The organism is Methylobacterium sp. J-076 (assembly GCF_022829405.1).
Lineage (GTDB): Bacteria > Pseudomonadota > Alphaproteobacteria > Rhizobiales > Beijerinckiaceae > Methylobacterium.
Window position 1 is genome coordinate 1 of the sequence record NZ_JAKSXW010000143.1, and the last position, 16302, is coordinate 16302.

A 16302-nucleotide genomic window follows, 5' to 3' on the forward strand; every position below is an offset into this window, starting at 1 on the left:
CAATGCGAGCGGAGTGAGGTAATCCAGCGGCGCCACGTCGTGGACCGTTCCGCCGCCCTGGGTCGCTTCGCTTCGCTCGCGATGACGGAGAGGGCCGCCGCCGCCCCAGCGGACGGTTGCCGCCGCCGTCGCGGTGGACGGTCCCGCCATCATGGCGAGCCGCCACTGCCGTCATTGCGAGCGGAGCGAAGCAATCCAGCGGCGCCACGTCGTGGACCGTCCCGCTGCCCTGGGTCGCTTCGCTGCGCTCGCGATGACGGAGCGAGCCACCGCCGCCGTCGCGGTGGACGGTCCCGCCATCATGGCGAGCCGCCACTGCCGTCATTGCGAGCGGAGCGAAGCAAACCAGCGGCGCCACGTCGTGGACCGTCCCGCTGCCCTGGGTCGCTTCGCTGCGCTCGCGATGACGGAGTGGGCCACCGCCGCCGTCGCGGTGGACGGTCCCGCCATCATGGCGAGCCGCCACGGTGGACGGCCACCGCCATCATGGCGAGCAATCACTGCCGTCATTGCGAGCGGAGCGAAGCAATCCAGCCGCGCCACGTTCCGGGCCGTCCCGCCGCCCTGGATTCCCTCGCTCTCCGCATGAGGACGAAGGACGAGGGGCGGCGTTCGCGGGCGGGAAGGACGGGACGGGGCGCGACGTTCTTCTTGGGATCGCCCGCCCTCGGGGTGAAACTTCCATGAAACACGGAATTTCAGCGATGTTCACCGGTCATTCGCCCGCACGCTTGCGCTGGCCGCGGCCGCCCGCGCAACGTGGCACGCCGTTTGCCGAGACTTGACCGTTCGAACCCTCCGAGACCGCCATGGCCCCGTTCGAGAACCCCTTCGCCGCCCGCCGCCGCGGTTGCTCCTGCGGGGGGCATGAGAGCCACGCCGCACACGAGGCGGCCCTGCCCTCGGGCGATGCGGCGATCACCCGCGCCGTCGAGGAGGGCATGATGCGGGCGCTGTTCCCCAATGCCGCGGGGCGGCGGGCCTTCCTGCGCAGCGTCGGCGCGGCGACCGCCGCCGCCGTCGTCGCCCAGTTCCTGCCGACGGGCTTCGTCGCCGAAGCCTTCGCGGAGGCCGGGGCGCCCGAGAAGACCGACCTGAAGGTCGGCTTCATCCCGATCACCTGCGCCACGCCGATCATCATGGCCAAGCCCATGGGCTTCTACGAGAAGCAGGGCCTCAACGTCGATGTGGTGAAGACCGCCGGCTGGGCGGTGGTCCGGGACAAGACCCTGAACAAGGAATACGACGCCGCGCACATGCTGGCGCCGATGCCGCTCGCCCTCACCCTCGGGCTCGGCTCGAACCCGGTGCCCTTCACCGTCCCGGTCATCGAGAACGTCAACGGTCAGGCGATCTGCCTCGCCACCAAGCACAAGGACAACCGCGACCCGAAGAACTGGAAGGGCTTCAAGTTCGCGATCCCGTTCGACTACTCGAACCACAACTACCTGCTGCGCTACTACCTGGCCGAGCACGGGATCGACCCCGACACGGATGTGCAGTTGCGGCTCGTCCCGCCGGCCGAGATGGTCGCCAACATGCGCGCCGACAACATCGATGGGTTCCTGGCCCCGGACAACCTCGTCCAGCGGGCGGTCTACGACGGGGTCGGGTTCATCCACATCCTGTCGAAGGAGATCTGGGACGGGCATCCCTGCTGCGCCTTCTCGGTGGCGCAGGACACGATCCGCGCGATGCCGAACGCCACCGCCGCCCTCCTGCGGGCGATCCTGCAGGCGACCGCCTACGCCTCCAAACCCGAGAACCGGAAGGAGATCGCCGCCGCCATCGCCCCGGCGAACTACCTCAACCAGCCCCTCACCGTGGTGGAGCAGGTGCTCACCGGCACCTATGCGGACGGGCTCGGCAACGTGAAGAAGGACCCCAAGCGGGTGGCCTTCGACCCGTTCCCCTACGAGAGCTTCGCCATCTGGACCCTGACGCAGATGAAGCGCTGGGGCCAGATCAAGGGCGACGTGGACTACGCGGCCGTCGCCCGGCAGGTCTACCGCGCCACCGATGCCGCCACGCTGATGAGGCAGGACGGGCTGGCCCCGCCGGAGGCCACGACGAAGACCTTCGTGGTGATGGGCAAGACCTTCGACCCCGCCAAGCCGAAGGAGTACCTCGACTCCTTCGCCATCAAGCGGGCGAGCTGAGGCCATGCGGATCGCGATGGGCCTGCGGGCGGGCCTCCTCTCCCTGGCGCTGCTGGCGGCGCTGCTGCTCGTCTGGCAGGTGGCCGTCGGCGGCATCGCCAGGACGGAGGCGATGGACCCCGAATACGCGGCGCTGATGGGCCAGACCGCCACCACCGGCAAGTCGGCCATGCCGGGGCCGATGGATGTCGCCGCCACCCTGTGGAAGCACCTGAAGGACCCGTTCTACGACCACGGCCCCAACGACAAGGGGCTCGGCATCCAGCTCGCCTATTCCGTCAGCCGGGTGGCGCTGGGCTACGGGCTCGCCGTGCTGGTGGCGATCCCGGTGGGCTTCCTCATCGGCATGTCGCCGCTGATGAGCCGGGCCCTCGACCCGTTCATCCAGATCCTGAAGCCGGTCTCGCCCCTGGCCTGGATGCCCCTCGCCCTCTACACGATCAAGGATTCGAGCCTGTCGGCGATCTTCGTGATCTTCATCTGCTCCCTCTGGCCGATGCTGATCAACACGGTGTTCGGCGTCTCGGGCACCCGGCGGGAATGGCTCAACGTCGCCCGCACCCTGGAGGTCGGCCCGGTGCGCCGGGCCTTCACGGTGATCCTGCCCGCGGCGGCGCCGACCATCCTCACGGGGATGCGCATCTCCATCGGCATCGCGTGGCTCGTCATCGTCGCCGCCGAGATGCTCGTGGGCGGCACCGGCATCGGGTACTTCGTCTGGAACGAGTGGAACAACCTCTCGATCACCAACGTGATCACCTCGATCCTGGTGATCGGCCTCGTCGGCATGGTGCTCGATCAGGGGCTGGCCCGCGCCCAGCGCCTCGTGACCTTCCCCGAGTGAGGCCGGCCATGAGCACGCTCCTCCCCTTCGCCCGGCGCCCCAGGCCCGCCCCGGCCGGGGCGGGCCGCGCCCCCTCGGCGGAGAGGTTCATCTCCATCGAGGGGATCGCCCGGCGCTACCCGGCCCCCGGCGGGCGGGCCACCACGATCTTCGAGAACCTGTGGCTGCCGGTGCGCCGGGGCGAGTTCGTGTGCATGGTCGGCCATTCCGGCTGCGGCAAGACCACGGTGCTCAACATCCTCGCCGGGCTGGACGCGCCGAGCGAGGGCACGGTGATCGTGGACGGACAGGCCATCGGGGGGCCGAGCCTCGACCGGGCGGTGATCTTCCAGGGCCACGCCCTGTTGCCCTGGCGCAGCGTCCTCGGCAACGTCGCCTACGCGGTCTCCTCCCGCTGGCCGCGGGCCAAGCGGGCCGAGGTCGAGGCGCGGGCGCGCAAGGCCATCGCCACGGTGGGGCTCGCCGGCTCCGAGCACAAGCGCCCGGCCGAGCTGTCCGGCGGCATGAAACAGCGGGTCGGCATCGCCCGCGCCCTCTCCATCGACCCCAAGATCCTGCTCATGGACGAGCCGTTCTCGGCGCTCGACGCCCTGACCCGCGGCACCCTGCAGGACGAGGTCCGCCGGATCTGCATCGAGACCGGGCAGACGGTGTTCATGATCACCCACGACGTGGACGAGGCGATCTACCTCGCCGACCGGATCGTGCTGATGACCAACGGGCCGGAGGCGAAGGTCGCAGAGATCGTCGAGAACCCCCTGCCCAAGGCCCGGGACCGGACGCAGCTGCACCACGCGCCGGGCTACTACGCCCTGCGCAACCACCTGATGGACTTCCTCGTCACCCGCTCGAAGACCCTCCGCGACGAGGGCATGCCCGCCGGCTACGACCCGCGCCGCCCGCCGGTGATCCGCCCGGCCCTCAGCGAGGCCGACGCCGCCGCCATCGCCGGCGCCGGGCCGGACATCCTCCGGGCGTAGGGGTTTCCCCTCCCCCCTCTGCGGGGGGAGGGGGAAGCCGTTGCACCCTGCCGCATCTTTCGCCGCCGGCTGCGAACTATTCGGGCGTGCGCAATCTTGATGGCGGCCCGCTCTCATCGCAGTCTCTCCTTCGATCGCCACGGGATCATCATGCGGTGACCGGCATTCGTGCCGCCCCTTGGCATGAACAGGCGGATCTTTGCCTTGCGCGATCATCCGGGAGGTATGCGATGACCGAGAGCGTGCTGATCTCTCCATCCGAGTTCGAGGCGATGCTGGCGGCGGGGGGCGTCGTGCCGATCGACACGCGGGCGCCCGCGGCCTACGCGGCCGGGCACATCGCGGGGGCGGTCAACATCCACGACATCTTCACCTACCTCGCCAGCTCGACCCCCGAGGGCGTGGTGGCGATGAAGGACAAGTTCGCCGAGACCTTCGGCGCCGCCGGCCTCGGGGGCGGGGAGACGGCGGTGATCTACGAGGGGTCGATGGATACGGGCTTCGGCCAATCCTGCCGCGGCTGGACCCTGCTGACCTATCTCGGCTACCCGAAGGTGAAGATCCTGCATGGCGGGTTCTCGGCCTGGAGCGCCGAGGGCAAGCCCGTGACGGACGAGGCCACCGTGCCGACCCCCAGGACCTTCCCGATGGACCCCGCCGCGGCCTCCCTGTTCGTGGACCTCGACGCCATGAAGGCGGCGGTGGCGGACGAGGCGGTGGTGAAGCTCGACACCCGTGACGTGGACGAGTGGGTCGGCACCTCCTCCTCGCCCTACGGCAAGGATTTCTGCCCCCGGAAGGGCCGCATCCCCGGCGCCCGCTGGATCGAGTGGTACCGGATGATGAAGCCGACGCCCTCCGGCAAGATGCTGAAGGCGAAGGAGGAGATCCTGGCCGAATGCGCCACGGTCGGCATCGACGCCGACACGCCGGTGGTCCTGTACTGCTTCAAGGGCGCCCGGGCCTCGAACACGTTGGTGGCGCTGAAGGAGGCGGGCATCAAGGACGTGCGGCTGTACTTCGGCTCGTGGAACGAGTGGTCGCGGGACCCGGCCCTGCCGATCGAGGAGGGGTTCCCGGGTGCCAAGCCGGCGCCGATGGCGATGGCGGCGGAGTAGGGGGCCGGCGCCGGTCCCGCCTCGAAGGCCGGCCGGAAAGCCGGTTTCGGCCCTTCCCACCGTCCCATCCTGAGAGCCTGGCCGGAACGGTGCTTCCGTTCCCGTGCGGGCGGGACCGCGCCGGGGAAGGCGCGGGTCCCCCTCTCCCCGCTCGCGGGGCGGGGGGAGCGGCGGCGCCCGCCGGCCTCACTCCCCGAGGGTGAACACCGTCAGCTGTCCCCCCGTGGCGGTGTACTGCGACAGGGCCGCGTAGCCCCCGACCGCGCCCGATCCGTCGGCCGGGTCGGTGAGGCCCGCCGCCAGGCCGATGCCGGCCCAGCCGCCGACGCCGGAGAGGACGGCGACGTACTGGCGCCCGTCCAGGCTGTAGCTCGTCACGTTGCCGACGATGCCCGAGGGCGTCTTGAACCGGTAGAGTTCGCGGCCGTCGCGGGCGTCCACCGCCTTCAGGTAGCCCTCGAGGGTGCCGTAGAAGACGACCCCGCCCGCCGTCGCCAGGGCGCCGGACCAGACCGAGAACGGTTCCGGGTTCGCCCACGCGATCCGCCCGCGCGCCCCGTCCCAGGCGATGAACGCGCCGGTATGGCCGTCGCCCTCCGGCGGGTGCAGGGTCAGCGTCGCGCCGACATAGGGCTGGCCGGGGGTGTAGGTGACGCGGAACGGCTCGTAATCCATGCACATGTGGTTGGTCGGCACGTAGAACAGCCCGGTCTGCGGCGAGTAGGCGGCGGGCTGCTGGTTCTTGGCGCCGAGCGCCCCGGGGCAGATGCCCTTCGTCACCTCCTCCTCGTCGGCCTCCTCGGGGGCGAAGCGCCTGTCGAGCACCGGCCGCCCGTAGCCGGGGCGCGAGGCGTCCTGCTCGATGCGGGTGGCCCAGTTGACGCGGCCGTCGAACTTCTCCGCCACCAGCAGGGCGCCGGTGGCCCGGTCGAGGGTGTAGCCGAAGCCGTTGCGGTCGAAATGGGTGAGCACCGGGCGGCGCGTGCCGCCGATCTCCTGCTCGGTGAGGATCATCTCGTTGACGCCGTCGAAGTCCCACTGGTCGTGGGGGGTCATCTGGTAGACCCAGCGGGCGACCCCCGTGTCGGCGTCGCGGGCGATGATCGCCTCGGCCCAGGCGTTATCGCCGGGGCGCTGGGCCGGGTTCCAGGTCGAGGGGTTGCTGGTGCCGTAGTAGACGAGGTTCAGGGCCGGATCGTACGAGAACCAGCCCCAGGCGCAGCCCCCGCCCATCCGCCACTGGTCGCCCTCCCAGGTCTTCAGGGACGAATCCTTGCCGACCGGCTTGCCGAGGGCGGTGGTCGTCTCCGGGTCGAACAGGATGTCGCCGTCGGGGCCCACGGCGTAGGCCCGCCAGAGCTGCCGCCCCGTGGCCTGATCGTAGGCGGTGACGGGGCAGCGGGCGCCGTACTCGCCCCCCGACAGGCCGACGATCACCTTGCCGTTCACCGGCAGGACGGTGGCCGTGTTGGTCTCGCCCCGGCCGGGATCGCCGTTCTTCACCGACCAGAGCACGTGGCCGTCCGCCGGATCGAGGGCCACCAGGGTCGTGTCCGCCTGCTGCAGGAACAGCCGCCCGTCCGCGTAGGCGAGGCCCCGGTGGACCGTGTCGCAGCACATCACCGCGATGACGCCCGGATCCTGCCGGGGGCTGTAGCGCCAGAGGATCCTGCCCTCGTGGGCGAGGTCGAGGGCGTAGACCGTGTTCGGGAACGGGGTGTGGACGTACATCACCGTGCCGACCACCAGCGGCGCCCCCTCGTGGCCGCGCAGAACGCCGGTGGAGAAGGTCCAGGCGACCTTCAGGCGCCCGACATTGCCCGCATCGATCTGGGCGAGGGGTGAATAGCGGGTGTTGGCCGCGTCCACGGTCTGGAGCGCCGTCTCGGCCCGCGCCGCCGTCGCGAGGCCCGCGAGGGCGAGGATCGTGAGCAGGCGGGGGAGGGGGTTCGGCACGGCAGGACTCACGCGGGAGGGGCGACCTTCATGCGATCCCGCTCCGGCGAAACCGTGACGCGCTGCCCTTTCCCGATCCCCTCCGGGGGCCACCCTCCCCCGCACAGGGGGGAGGGGCAGGGTGGTGGTCGTCATCGCCGTGCAGCCCTCGGGCGCGGGCCGCGTTTCCCCCCGGACCGGACAGGGAAACGACATGCGCCCATTCACCATCACCTGGGATGCGGACAGGCTCGCGTGGCTGCGGGAGAAGCTCCGGGCCTACCGGATGCCGCGGCTGCCCGAGGGGGCCGGGTGGCGCTACGGCTGCGATCCGGATGTCCTGGCGGACCTCTGCGCCTATTGGTGCGATGGGTTCGACCACGACAAGGCCGCCGCCGAGCTGAACCGCTTCCCGCAGGGCATGGCCCGGATCGAGGACACGGAGATCCACGTGGTGCATGTGGTGGGCGAGGCCGGGGGCCGGCGGCCGCTGCTGCTCACCCATGGCTGGCCGGGCTCGGTCTACGAGTTCTGGGAAGTGATCGAACCCCTGGCCTTCCCCTCGCGGCACGGGGGACGCGCGGAGGATGCCTTCGACATCGTGGTCCCGGCGCTGCCGGGCTTCGGCTTCTCGGGCAAGCCCAAGGCGCCGATCGGGCCGCGCACCACCGCGCGGCTGTTCGACCGGCTGATGCGCGAGGAGCTGGGCTATCCCCGCTACCGGGCGCAGGGGGGTGATTGGGGGGCCGGCGTCACCGCGTGGCTCGCCCTCGACCACGCGGATTCGCTGGAGGCGATCCACCTCAACTACCTGCTCGTCCAGCCCGACGCCGAGCCCGAGAGCGGGCCGGAGACGGTATGGCGGCGCGAGGCCCTGGCGGCCCAGCGCCGCCTCGGCGCCTATGCGGACCTCCAGGGCACGAAGCCCCTGTCCCTGGCCTATGCCATGGCCGACGAGCCGGCGGCGCAGCTGGCGTGGCTGGTGGAGCGCTTCCACGATTGGGCGGACCTGCGGGAGCGCCCGTTCGCCGAGGTCTTCCCGAAGGACCGGCTGCTCACCAACGCCCTGTTCTACATCCTCACCGGGGCCTTCGAGACGGCGACTTGGTACTATGCCGGCGCCCAGGCGGAAGGGGTTCGCCGGATGCCGGAGGGCGCCCGCGTCACCGTCCCCACCGCCTTCGCGGCCTATCCCGACCCGCGCACCGCCCCGCCGCCCCGCGAGTGGGTGGAGCGCGGCTACGCCGTGTCGCGCTGGCGGGACATGCCCCGCGGCGGCCATTTCGCGGCCATGGAGGTCCCCGACCTGTTCGTCGCGGACCTGCGCGAGTGGGCACGGGAGTAAGGGCGCTCCACCGTCTTTGCGAGCGAAGCGAGGCAATCCAGGGACACGCCGCATCCCGCGAGGGCCCGCCGCCCATGAGGCATGAGGCTCCCCACCGATGGGGACCGGTGGCGTTCCTCAGAACATCGCCTCGTCCAGCGCCATCATCGCGCCCTTGCCCGATTTCACCGCCGCCAGCAGGCCCGCCACCTGGGGCAGGATCCGCTCCATGTAGAAGCGGGCCGTGGTGAGCTTGGCCTCGTAGAAGGCGCGCTCGTCGGTGCCGGCCTTGAGCGCCGTGTGGGCGACCTTGGCCGCGCGCAGCCACATGAAGCCCAGCGCCACCAGCCCGAACAGGCGCAGGTACTCGGTGGCGGCGGCGCCCGCCTCCTCCGGGTCCTTCATCCCCCGCTGGGCGATGTGCGCCGTGGCGAGCTGGAGGGCGCCGAACGCCTTGCCGAGGGGCTGGGCCAGGGGCGCCAGGGCCTCGTCCGCCCGCGCCTCGTCCAGGCCGGCGAGGACCGGGTGGAAGAAGCTCCGCAGGAACCGCCCCGCATGGGCCGGCAGCTTGCGGCCGACGAGGTCGAGGGCCTGCACGCCGTTGGTGCCCTCGTAGATCATCGAGATCCGGGCATCGCGGACGTACTGCTCCATGCCGTGGCCGCGGATGAAGCCGTGCCCGCCATAGACCTGCATCCCGAGGCTCGCCGCCTCGAAGCCGAGATCGGTGAACAGGGCCTTCACGATGGGGGTCATCAGGGCGGAGAAGTCCTCGGCCCGGCGCCGCTCGGCCGGATCGGGGTGGCGCTCCATCACGTCGAGGCTGCGGGCGACCCAGCCGCCCAGCGCCCTCGCGCCCTCGTTGTAGGCGCGGATCGTCATCAGCATCCGCCGCACGTCGGGGTGGACGAGGATCGGGTCGGCGGGCAGGTCGGGCCGCCTCGTCCCCGCGAGGGACCGGCCCTGGAGCCGCTCCTTGGCGTAGGCGACGGCGCCCTGGTAGGCGGCCTCGCCGGCCCCGAGCCCTTGGATGCCCACCGACAGGCGCTCGCTGTTCATCATCGTGAACATCGCGCGCATGCCCTTGTGCGGCTCACCCACGAGCCAGCCCGTGGCGTCGTCGAAGGACATCTGGCAGGTGGCCGAGGCCTTGATGCCCATCTTGTGTTCGAGGGCCGAGCAGGTGACGCCGTTGCGCGCCCCCGGCGTGCCGTCCGCCCGCGGCAGGAACTTCGGCACGAGGAACAGGCTGATCCCCTTCACGCCCTCGGGCGCGTCCGGCATCCGGGCGAGGACGAGGTGGACGATGTTCTCGGTGAGGTCGTGGTCGCCGGCCGAGATGAAGATCTTCGAGCCCGTCACCCTGGACGAGCCGTCGCCCTGCGGCACGGCCTTGGTCCGCAGGAGGCCGAGATCGGTGCCGCAATGGGCCTCCGTCAGGCACATCGTGCCCGACCACGTCCCGTCCACGAGCTTGGGCAGGTAGGCCGCCTTCAGCTCCTCCGAGGCGTGGCCCTGGATCGCCTGATAGGCGCCGTGGCTGAGGCCGGGATAGAGCCCGAAGGACAGGTTGGTCGCGCAGATGATCTCCTCGACCAGCTTGTTGACCGTCGCCGGCAGGCCCTGGCCGCCGAAGGCCGGATCGGCCCCCATGGCGGTCCAGCCGCCCTCGCGGAACGCCTTGTAGGCCTCCGGGAAGCCCTTCGGCGTGCGCACGACGCCGTTCTCCAGCCGGCAGCCCTCCTCGTCGCCGGAGGCGTTCAGGGGCAGGAGCCGTTCCGTGCAGAACCTGCCCGCCTCCTCCAGGATCGCGTCGGTGACGTCGGGGGTGAAGTCCTCCAGGCCCGGCAGGACCGGGCCGTCCGGGTCGGCGTGCAGTTCGTGCAGCACGAAGCGTATGTCGCGCAGGGGAGCCTTGTAGGTCTGCATCGCGTCAGTTCCTCACCGGGCGGCCGGTTTCGATGACGCTCTCGAACCGCGCGAGGGTCGCCTCCGTCCACACGAGGCGCATGAAGCTGGCGCGTTCGAGGGCGAGGATCGCGTCCTCGTCCAGGGTGTCGAGGGGGTCCGCCTCGCCCCCGGTCAGGACGGTGGCGAGCGCCCCCGCCACCACGAGGTCGTGCGCCGTGGCGATGCCCCGCCGGGCGAACCCTTCCGCCGCCATCCGCAGGGCGAGGGCGCCCGAGGGGCCGGGCAGCGTCAGGCTCACGGGCTTGCGCGGCTCATAGCCCTCGACGAGGGACAGGGCCTTGGCCTTGGCGTCGGCCAGCAGCCGGTCGCGGTTCATGGTGATGCCGTCGGTGGGGCGCAGGAACAGGAGGTCTTTCGCCTCCTCGGCCGACTTCGCGACGGTGGCGGTCGAGACCGTCTCGAACACCTTGGCGGGGGCGGGCATCGGCCCCTTCGGCATGGCGGGATTGGACTGCCAGCGGGCCAGCATCTCCTTGCAGCCGCCCCAGGCCGGCACGAGGCCGACGCCGGCTTCCACGAGGCCGATATACGTCTCCGCATGGGCCTGCACCGCATCGCTGTGGAGCAGGATCTCGCAGCCGCCGCCGAGCGCCATGCCCGCCGGGGCGCCGACCACCGGGAACGGCGCGGACTTCAAGCGCTGGTAGGTCTGCTGGCCGAGCGCGACGAGCGTCTCGATCTCGCCCCAGGCGGCGATGTTGGCGGCGAACAGGGCGAGGCCGAGATTTGCGCCGACGGAGAAGTTCGTGCCCTCGTTGTAGACCACGAGGGCCTTGTACCGCTCCGTCACCAGGGCGATGGACTGGCCGAGCAGGGCCATCACCTGTTCGTCCAGGGCGTTCGCCTGCGCGGTGAACTCGAAGCACGCCACGCCGTCGCCGATATCCCACAGGGCGGCCGAACCGTTCTTCAGGAGCGGCGCGGCGGCGAGCTTGATGTCCTCCAGCCGCAGCACGCCCTCGGGGCGCACGATATCCTTGTAGTCACCCCCGGCGGTGAGGACCTGCCGGCGGCCGTTCTCGACGCGGTAGAACGTCTTGCCATCGAGCCCGGCGAGAATCGGCGGGACGGTATAGCCGTCCTTCGCCAGCCGCTCGGCCACGTAGGCGCCGCCGATCCTGTCGATCAGCTCGAACGGACCCCATTTCCAGTTGTAGCCGAGGCGCATGGCCTCATCGATGGCGGCGATGTCGTCGCTCGCCTCGCCCACGAGGCCGGCGGCGTAGGCCAGCGTCGGGCCCATCACCCGCCACGCGTAGGCGCCGACGCGGCCGGGCAGGTCGAGCACCGCCTTCGGCCCCTTGGCCTCCTTCAGTGCGGGCAGGTCCGCCTTGGCGGAGGGCCGGTAGGCACCGGTCCTGAGGTCGACGGCCTCCTTGGTCTTCTGCCCGCCCTGGCGGTTCAGGCGGTAGAACCCGCCCTTGCCCTTCCGGCCGGTATGCCCCTGCGCGATCAGCGCCGTGATCACCGGCATCTCGCGATAGCTGGCGTGGAACGCGTCCTCCGCCGGCAGGGCCGCCCGCAGGCTCCGGGTGGTGTGGGGGATCAGGTCGAGGCCCACCAGATCCACGAGGCCGAACACCCCCGTCTTCGGGATGCCGAAGGGGCGCCCCATGACGGCGTCCGCCTCCTCCACCGGCACGCCGAGGTCGTCGGCCGCCGCGATGGCGTTCTGGATCCAGAAGATGCCGAGCCGGTTGGCGATGAAGCCGGGCCGGTCCTTGCAGCGCACGATGCTCTTGCCGAGCCTGCGGTCGGCGAAATCCGCCACCGTCGCGGCGAGCGCCGGATCGGTCCGCGGCCCGGTCACGATTTCGAGCAGGCGCATGTAGCGCGGCGGGTTGAAGAAGTGGGTGATGAGGAAGTCCCGGCCGAACGCCTCCGGCATCCCCTCGATCAGGGCGTCGAGGGGGATGGTCGAGGTGTTGGACGAGACCGCCGTGCCGGGCCGGCGCACGGCGTCGATCCGGCGGTAGAGGGCCTGCTTCGCCTCGAGCCGCTCGATCACCACCTCGATGATCCAGTCGACCTCCCCGAGGCGGTCGAGGTGGTCCTCGACGTTCAGCGTCTCCACCAGCTTGGCGGCGCGCGGGGCCATGAACGCCGCCGGCTCGGTCTTCAGCATCCGGGCGACGGCGCCCGCGGCGAGGCCGTTCCGGTCGGCGGCGCCCTCCGGCACGATGTCCATGAGCAGCACCGGCACGCCGGCATTGGCGATGTGGGCGGCGATGCCGGAGCCCATCACCCCGGCGCCGATGACGGCGACTTTGCGGATCCCGGCCATCACACGCGCTCCAGAAGGGTGGCGATGCCCTGGCCGCCGCCGATGCACTGGGTGGCGAGCGCGTAGCGTCCGCCCTCGCGGGCGAGCAGCGCGGCGGCCTTGCCGACGATGCGGGCGCCGGTGGCACCGAGGGGGTGGCCGAGCGCGATGGCGCCGCCGTCGATGTTCACGGTCTTCTCGTCGAGGCCGAGGTCGCGGATGCAGGCGATGGCCTGGGCGGCGAAGGCCTCGTTTAGCTCCACGACGCCGAGTGCGTCGGCGGTGATGCCGGCCCGGGCCATCGCCTTCTTCGAGGCGGCGACGGGGCCGATGCCCATGATCTCCGGCTCGCAGCCCGAGAGTCCCACGGCCGCGATCCGCGCCAGCGGCGTCAGCCCGGCGCGGCGGGCATAGGCGTCGCTGCACACCAGCACGGCGGAGGCGCCGTCGGTGAGGGGCGAGGAGGTGCCGGCGGTGACGGTGCCGTCCTGCTGGAAGGCGGGCTTGAGGGCGGCGAGGCCCTCGGCGCTGGCATCGGCGCGGATGCACCCGTCGGCCTCGACGGGGCCGCCCTTGGCCGTGATCGGCACGATCTCGGCGGCCAGCCGCCCCTCGGCCTGGGCCTTGGCCGCCTTGCGGTGGCTCGCCACGGCGAAGGCCTCCTGGTCGGCGCGGGTGATCCGCCAGCGGCGGGCGACGTTCTCGGCGGTGTCGCCCATGCCGATGTAGGCGCCGGGGCGCGTCTCGTGCAGCGCCGGGTTCGGCATCGGGTTGAAGCCCATCATCGGCACCCGGCTCATGCTCTCCACGCCCGCGCAGAGGAACGCCTCCCCGGCCCCGAGCATGATCTGCCCGGCGGCGATGTGGACCGACTGCATGGACGAGCCGCAGAAGCGGTTCACCGTCACGCCGCCGACGCCGAGGTCGAGCCCGGCCAGCATCCCGATCAGCCGGGCGACGTTGAAGCCCTGCTCCCCCTCGGGGAAGGCGCAGCCGACGATCAGGTCCTCGATGTCCTTCGAGGGGATGCCCGCCTGCGCCACGAGCCTGCGCACCACCTGCGCGGCGAGGTCGTCCGGCCGCACCCGGGCCAGCGCCCCTTTCTTCGCGGGGGTGAAGGGCGAGCGGGCATAGCCCGCGATGACCACGTCGGTCATGCTGTCCTCTCAGAATGGGAGTGGGGGATGGGGGCGATGGGGGGAGGGGCGGTCTCACCCTCTCCCCGCAGGCGGGGGGCGGGGCGGCCGCCGAAGGGAAGGGGGCGCCGCGCCCGGGGCGCCGCCACGCCGTCGCACCGGCGGCGCCCACGCGTCCCATCGCCCCGGCGGGGTGTCGCCGGGCCTCTCGCCGCACGATGGGGAGGGGCTACCGCGCCCGGCGGGCCTTCGGCGCCTCGGCCGTCTCCAGGGCGGCCAGGGCCGCCTCGGTCTGCTGCGCGATGGTGCGCAGTTCGGCCATCGTCTCCACCAGGGCCTTCTCCTGGTCGGCGAGGCTGTCGAGCCGGGTCTGCACCCGCTTCAGCAGGGCGCGCATCTGCTCCTGCCGGGTCGGGTCGGCGTCGTAGAGGTCGAGATATTCCTTGATCTCGCGCAGGGTGAAGCCGAGGCGCTTGCCGCGCAGGATCAGGATCAGCCGCGCCCGGTCCCTGTGGGTGTAGACCCGGTTGTTGCCGGCCCGCTGGGGGGTCAGAAGCCCCTTGTCCTCGTAGAAGCGGACTGTTCTCGCCGTCACGCCGAGGTCGTTGGCGAGCTGGGTCACTGTGTACAGAGGATCGGACACAGGTGGCCTTCTCTTGCTTGACGCCACCGTAGGCCCGGAGCGCGCGGAGCGTCAACGCCGGGGCCGGGCCGCCCACGGCCTCCCCCGGGCAGGACGGCCGGGCCGTCCGCCGCCCCCACCGGGCACAGTTCAGGGCGCCGAAAGCCGCCACCGTCTTCCCCTCCCTCGGCCGCGGAGCCCTCTCACGGGGCCCTCGATTCGGCCGGACTGACCTAACGTATACGTCAACATATATCCCAATGGGGCAGCTTTGCGCAAGGGAGGTCCGGCCCGTCCGGCGAGGGGCGCGCAGGATAGTGCCGGCGCTGCCGCGGCCCCCGGCCCGGCCCGATGACGTGAAAATGTCACAGCCAGGACCGGCCATCCGTGGTTGACACGGGGCGACGCCATTCCGGCTTGCATTTTTATTCCGCTTTCGGCAGCGTCTTGACCTATAGGGAAAGCCAGCCGCATTCGGCAATGATTCGCCGTTCATGCCCAGCGAAAGACTGGCTTCAATAAAGTACGTCTACGTCGATCAGACTCGAATTCAACAAAAAGCCTCGAATAAGGGGCGCCGGTCCACGATCTCTTGGGGAGAGATGAGAATGAAGACCTTGCTTGGCGTCCGCATCGGGGCGGCGGCGCTCGTCGCGACGCTCATGGGCGGGACCGCCGCCTTCGCCGGAGCGTTCGGGCTGCGGGAGCAGAGCACGCAGGCGCAGGGGCAGGCCTTCGCGGGGGCCGCGGCGGGCTCGGGCGGCGTATCCTCGATGTTCTGGAACCCGGCCGTGATCACCATGCGCCCGGGCTTCATCGCCGAGCAGAACCTCACCTATATCGCCCCGTCCGCGACCATCGCCACGGCGCCCGGCACCAACCCGGTCTTCGCGCGGCTCGGCGATTCGGGGGATATCGGCCAGGGCGCGGCGGTGCCGGCGGGGGCCAACTCCTATCAGGTCAACGACCGCCTCTGGCTCGGCATCGCCACCGACGCGCCGTTCGGCCTCGCCACCAAGCCGAACCAAGTCTGGGCCGGCGAGGCCTATGGCCGGTCGTCGCGGATCTTCTCGCTGGCGATCAACCCGGTGGTGGCCTTCAAGGTCAACGAGTGGCTGTCGGTCGGCGCGGGCCCGAACATCGAGTATTTCCGTCTGACCCTGCGCCAGGCCACCCCGATCCCCGGCCTGCTGCCGCAGAACTACCCGAGCTCGTTCCTGAAGGGCGAGTCCTGGGGCGTGGGCTTCACCGCGGGCGCCACCGTGACGCCGTGGGAGGGCACCGCCTTCGGCATCGGCTACCGCTCCTCGGTCCACCACGACATCGACGGGTCGATCGGCGTGCCGATCCTGGCGCTGGCCCCCGTGGCGGGCCAAGTGCGCGCCAGCCTCAACACCCCCGACAAGCTCAGCGTCGGCCTGACCCAGGCGGTGAGCCCGGTGGCGCGGGTGTCGCTGGGCTTCGAGTGGGACAACTGGTCGAGGCTCGGCACGGTCGGCATCGTGTCGAAGACCCTCGGCGTGCCGGTCAACGCCCTGCCGCTCAACTACAAGGACGGGTTCCTCTACTCCATCGGCGGCGAGTACGACGTGAACCCCGCCCTGACCCTGCGGGCCGGCTTCGGCTACGAGACCTCGCCCATCGACTTCACCAACCGCTCCGTGCGCCTGCCCGACGGCGACCGCTACAGCGCCAATGTCGGCGCGAGCTACCGCTGGAACGACAGGCTGACGCTCAACATCGCCTACTCGCACCTCTTCCTCGACCGCTCGCGCCTCCTCGCCGGCCTCGGGCGCGACTACAACGTCGGCAACATCGCCTTCGCCGGCCTCGTCGATTCGAGCGTCGACATCGTCTCGGTGGGCTTCCGCTACGCCTTCGGCGCCCCGCCGGCCCCGGCCCCGGTGCCCCTCGTGCGCAAGAACTGAGGGGAGGACCCGCGTCCGGGGG

General features: G+C 71.2%; 12 protein-coding genes. 7 read left to right on the forward strand and 5 right to left on the reverse strand.

Annotation, left to right across the window (positions count from 1 at the left end; translation table 11 throughout):
* The first annotated feature begins 151 nt into the window (after window positions 1–151).
* The 5 genes from MKK53_RS19475 (at window position 152) to MKK53_RS19495 (ending at window position 5101) form a co-directional block, all read left to right on the forward strand.
* The gene (locus tag MKK53_RS19475) at window positions 152–589 is read left to right on the forward strand and encodes a hypothetical protein (protein WP_243930415.1); all 438 of its coding nucleotides are present in this window, start codon (window positions 152–154) and stop codon (window positions 587–589) included.
* Between the two features lie 220 nt (window positions 590–809).
* Window positions 810–2159: a CmpA/NrtA family ABC transporter substrate-binding protein gene (locus MKK53_RS19480; protein WP_243930416.1), complete on the forward strand. Its 1350-nt coding sequence runs from the start codon at window positions 810–812 to the stop codon at window positions 2157–2159.
* Window positions 2160–2163: 4 nt separating this feature from the next.
* A complete protein-coding gene (gene ntrB / locus MKK53_RS19485) occupies window positions 2164–3003 on the forward strand; it encodes a nitrate ABC transporter permease (protein WP_243930417.1) in 840 nt (279 codons plus the stop codon).
* 8 nt (window positions 3004–3011) lie between these two features.
* The gene (locus tag MKK53_RS19490) at window positions 3012–3983 is read left to right on the forward strand and encodes an ABC transporter ATP-binding protein (RefSeq protein ID WP_243930418.1); all 972 of its coding nucleotides are present in this window, start codon (window positions 3012–3014) and stop codon (window positions 3981–3983) included.
* A 230-nt stretch (window positions 3984–4213) separates the two neighbouring features.
* Complete coding sequence (locus MKK53_RS19495) at window positions 4214–5101, forward strand: sulfurtransferase (protein WP_243930419.1); 888 nt, start codon at window positions 4214–4216, stop codon at window positions 5099–5101.
* A gap of 186 nt (window positions 5102–5287) precedes the next feature.
* Here MKK53_RS19495 and MKK53_RS19500 read toward each other — a convergent pair whose 3' ends face one another.
* Complete coding sequence (locus tag MKK53_RS19500; RefSeq protein WP_409564374.1) at window positions 5288–7057, reverse strand: methanol/ethanol family PQQ-dependent dehydrogenase; 1770 nt, start codon at window positions 7055–7057, stop codon at window positions 5288–5290.
* A gap of 193 nt (window positions 7058–7250) precedes the next feature.
* Between MKK53_RS19500 and MKK53_RS19505 the strand changes: the two genes are divergently transcribed.
* Window positions 7251–8381, forward strand: coding sequence for an epoxide hydrolase family protein (locus tag MKK53_RS19505; RefSeq protein WP_243930420.1), 1131 nt, complete (start codon window positions 7251–7253; stop codon window positions 8379–8381).
* 117 nt (window positions 8382–8498) lie between these two features.
* Here the strand turns inward: MKK53_RS19505 and MKK53_RS19510 are convergent, their stop codons facing one another.
* From MKK53_RS19510 to MKK53_RS19525, 4 genes are all read right to left on the reverse strand, one after another.
* Window positions 8499–10289: an acyl-CoA dehydrogenase C-terminal domain-containing protein gene (locus tag MKK53_RS19510; RefSeq protein ID WP_243930421.1), complete on the reverse strand. Its 1791-nt coding sequence runs from the start codon at window positions 10287–10289 to the stop codon at window positions 8499–8501.
* A 4-nt stretch (window positions 10290–10293) separates the two neighbouring features.
* A complete protein-coding gene (locus MKK53_RS19515; RefSeq protein WP_243930422.1) occupies window positions 10294–12615 on the reverse strand; it encodes a 3-hydroxyacyl-CoA dehydrogenase/enoyl-CoA hydratase family protein in 2322 nt (773 codons plus the stop codon).
* Window positions 12615–13751: a thiolase family protein gene (locus tag MKK53_RS19520; RefSeq protein ID WP_243930423.1), complete on the reverse strand. Its 1137-nt coding sequence runs from the start codon at window positions 13749–13751 to the stop codon at window positions 12615–12617. Before MKK53_RS19520 ends, MKK53_RS19515 begins: the two co-directional genes overlap by 1 nt.
* Window positions 13752–13959: 208 nt before the next feature.
* Window positions 13960–14373, reverse strand: coding sequence for a MerR family transcriptional regulator (locus tag MKK53_RS19525; protein WP_243930424.1), 414 nt, complete (start codon window positions 14371–14373; stop codon window positions 13960–13962).
* A 581-nt stretch (window positions 14374–14954) separates the two neighbouring features.
* Between MKK53_RS19525 and MKK53_RS19530 the strand changes: the two genes are divergently transcribed.
* Window positions 14955–16280 (forward strand): OmpP1/FadL family transporter, encoded by a 1326-nt coding sequence (locus MKK53_RS19530; RefSeq protein ID WP_409564375.1) that lies wholly within the window; start codon window positions 14955–14957, stop codon window positions 16278–16280.
* Window positions 16281–16302: the final 22 nt, after the last annotated feature.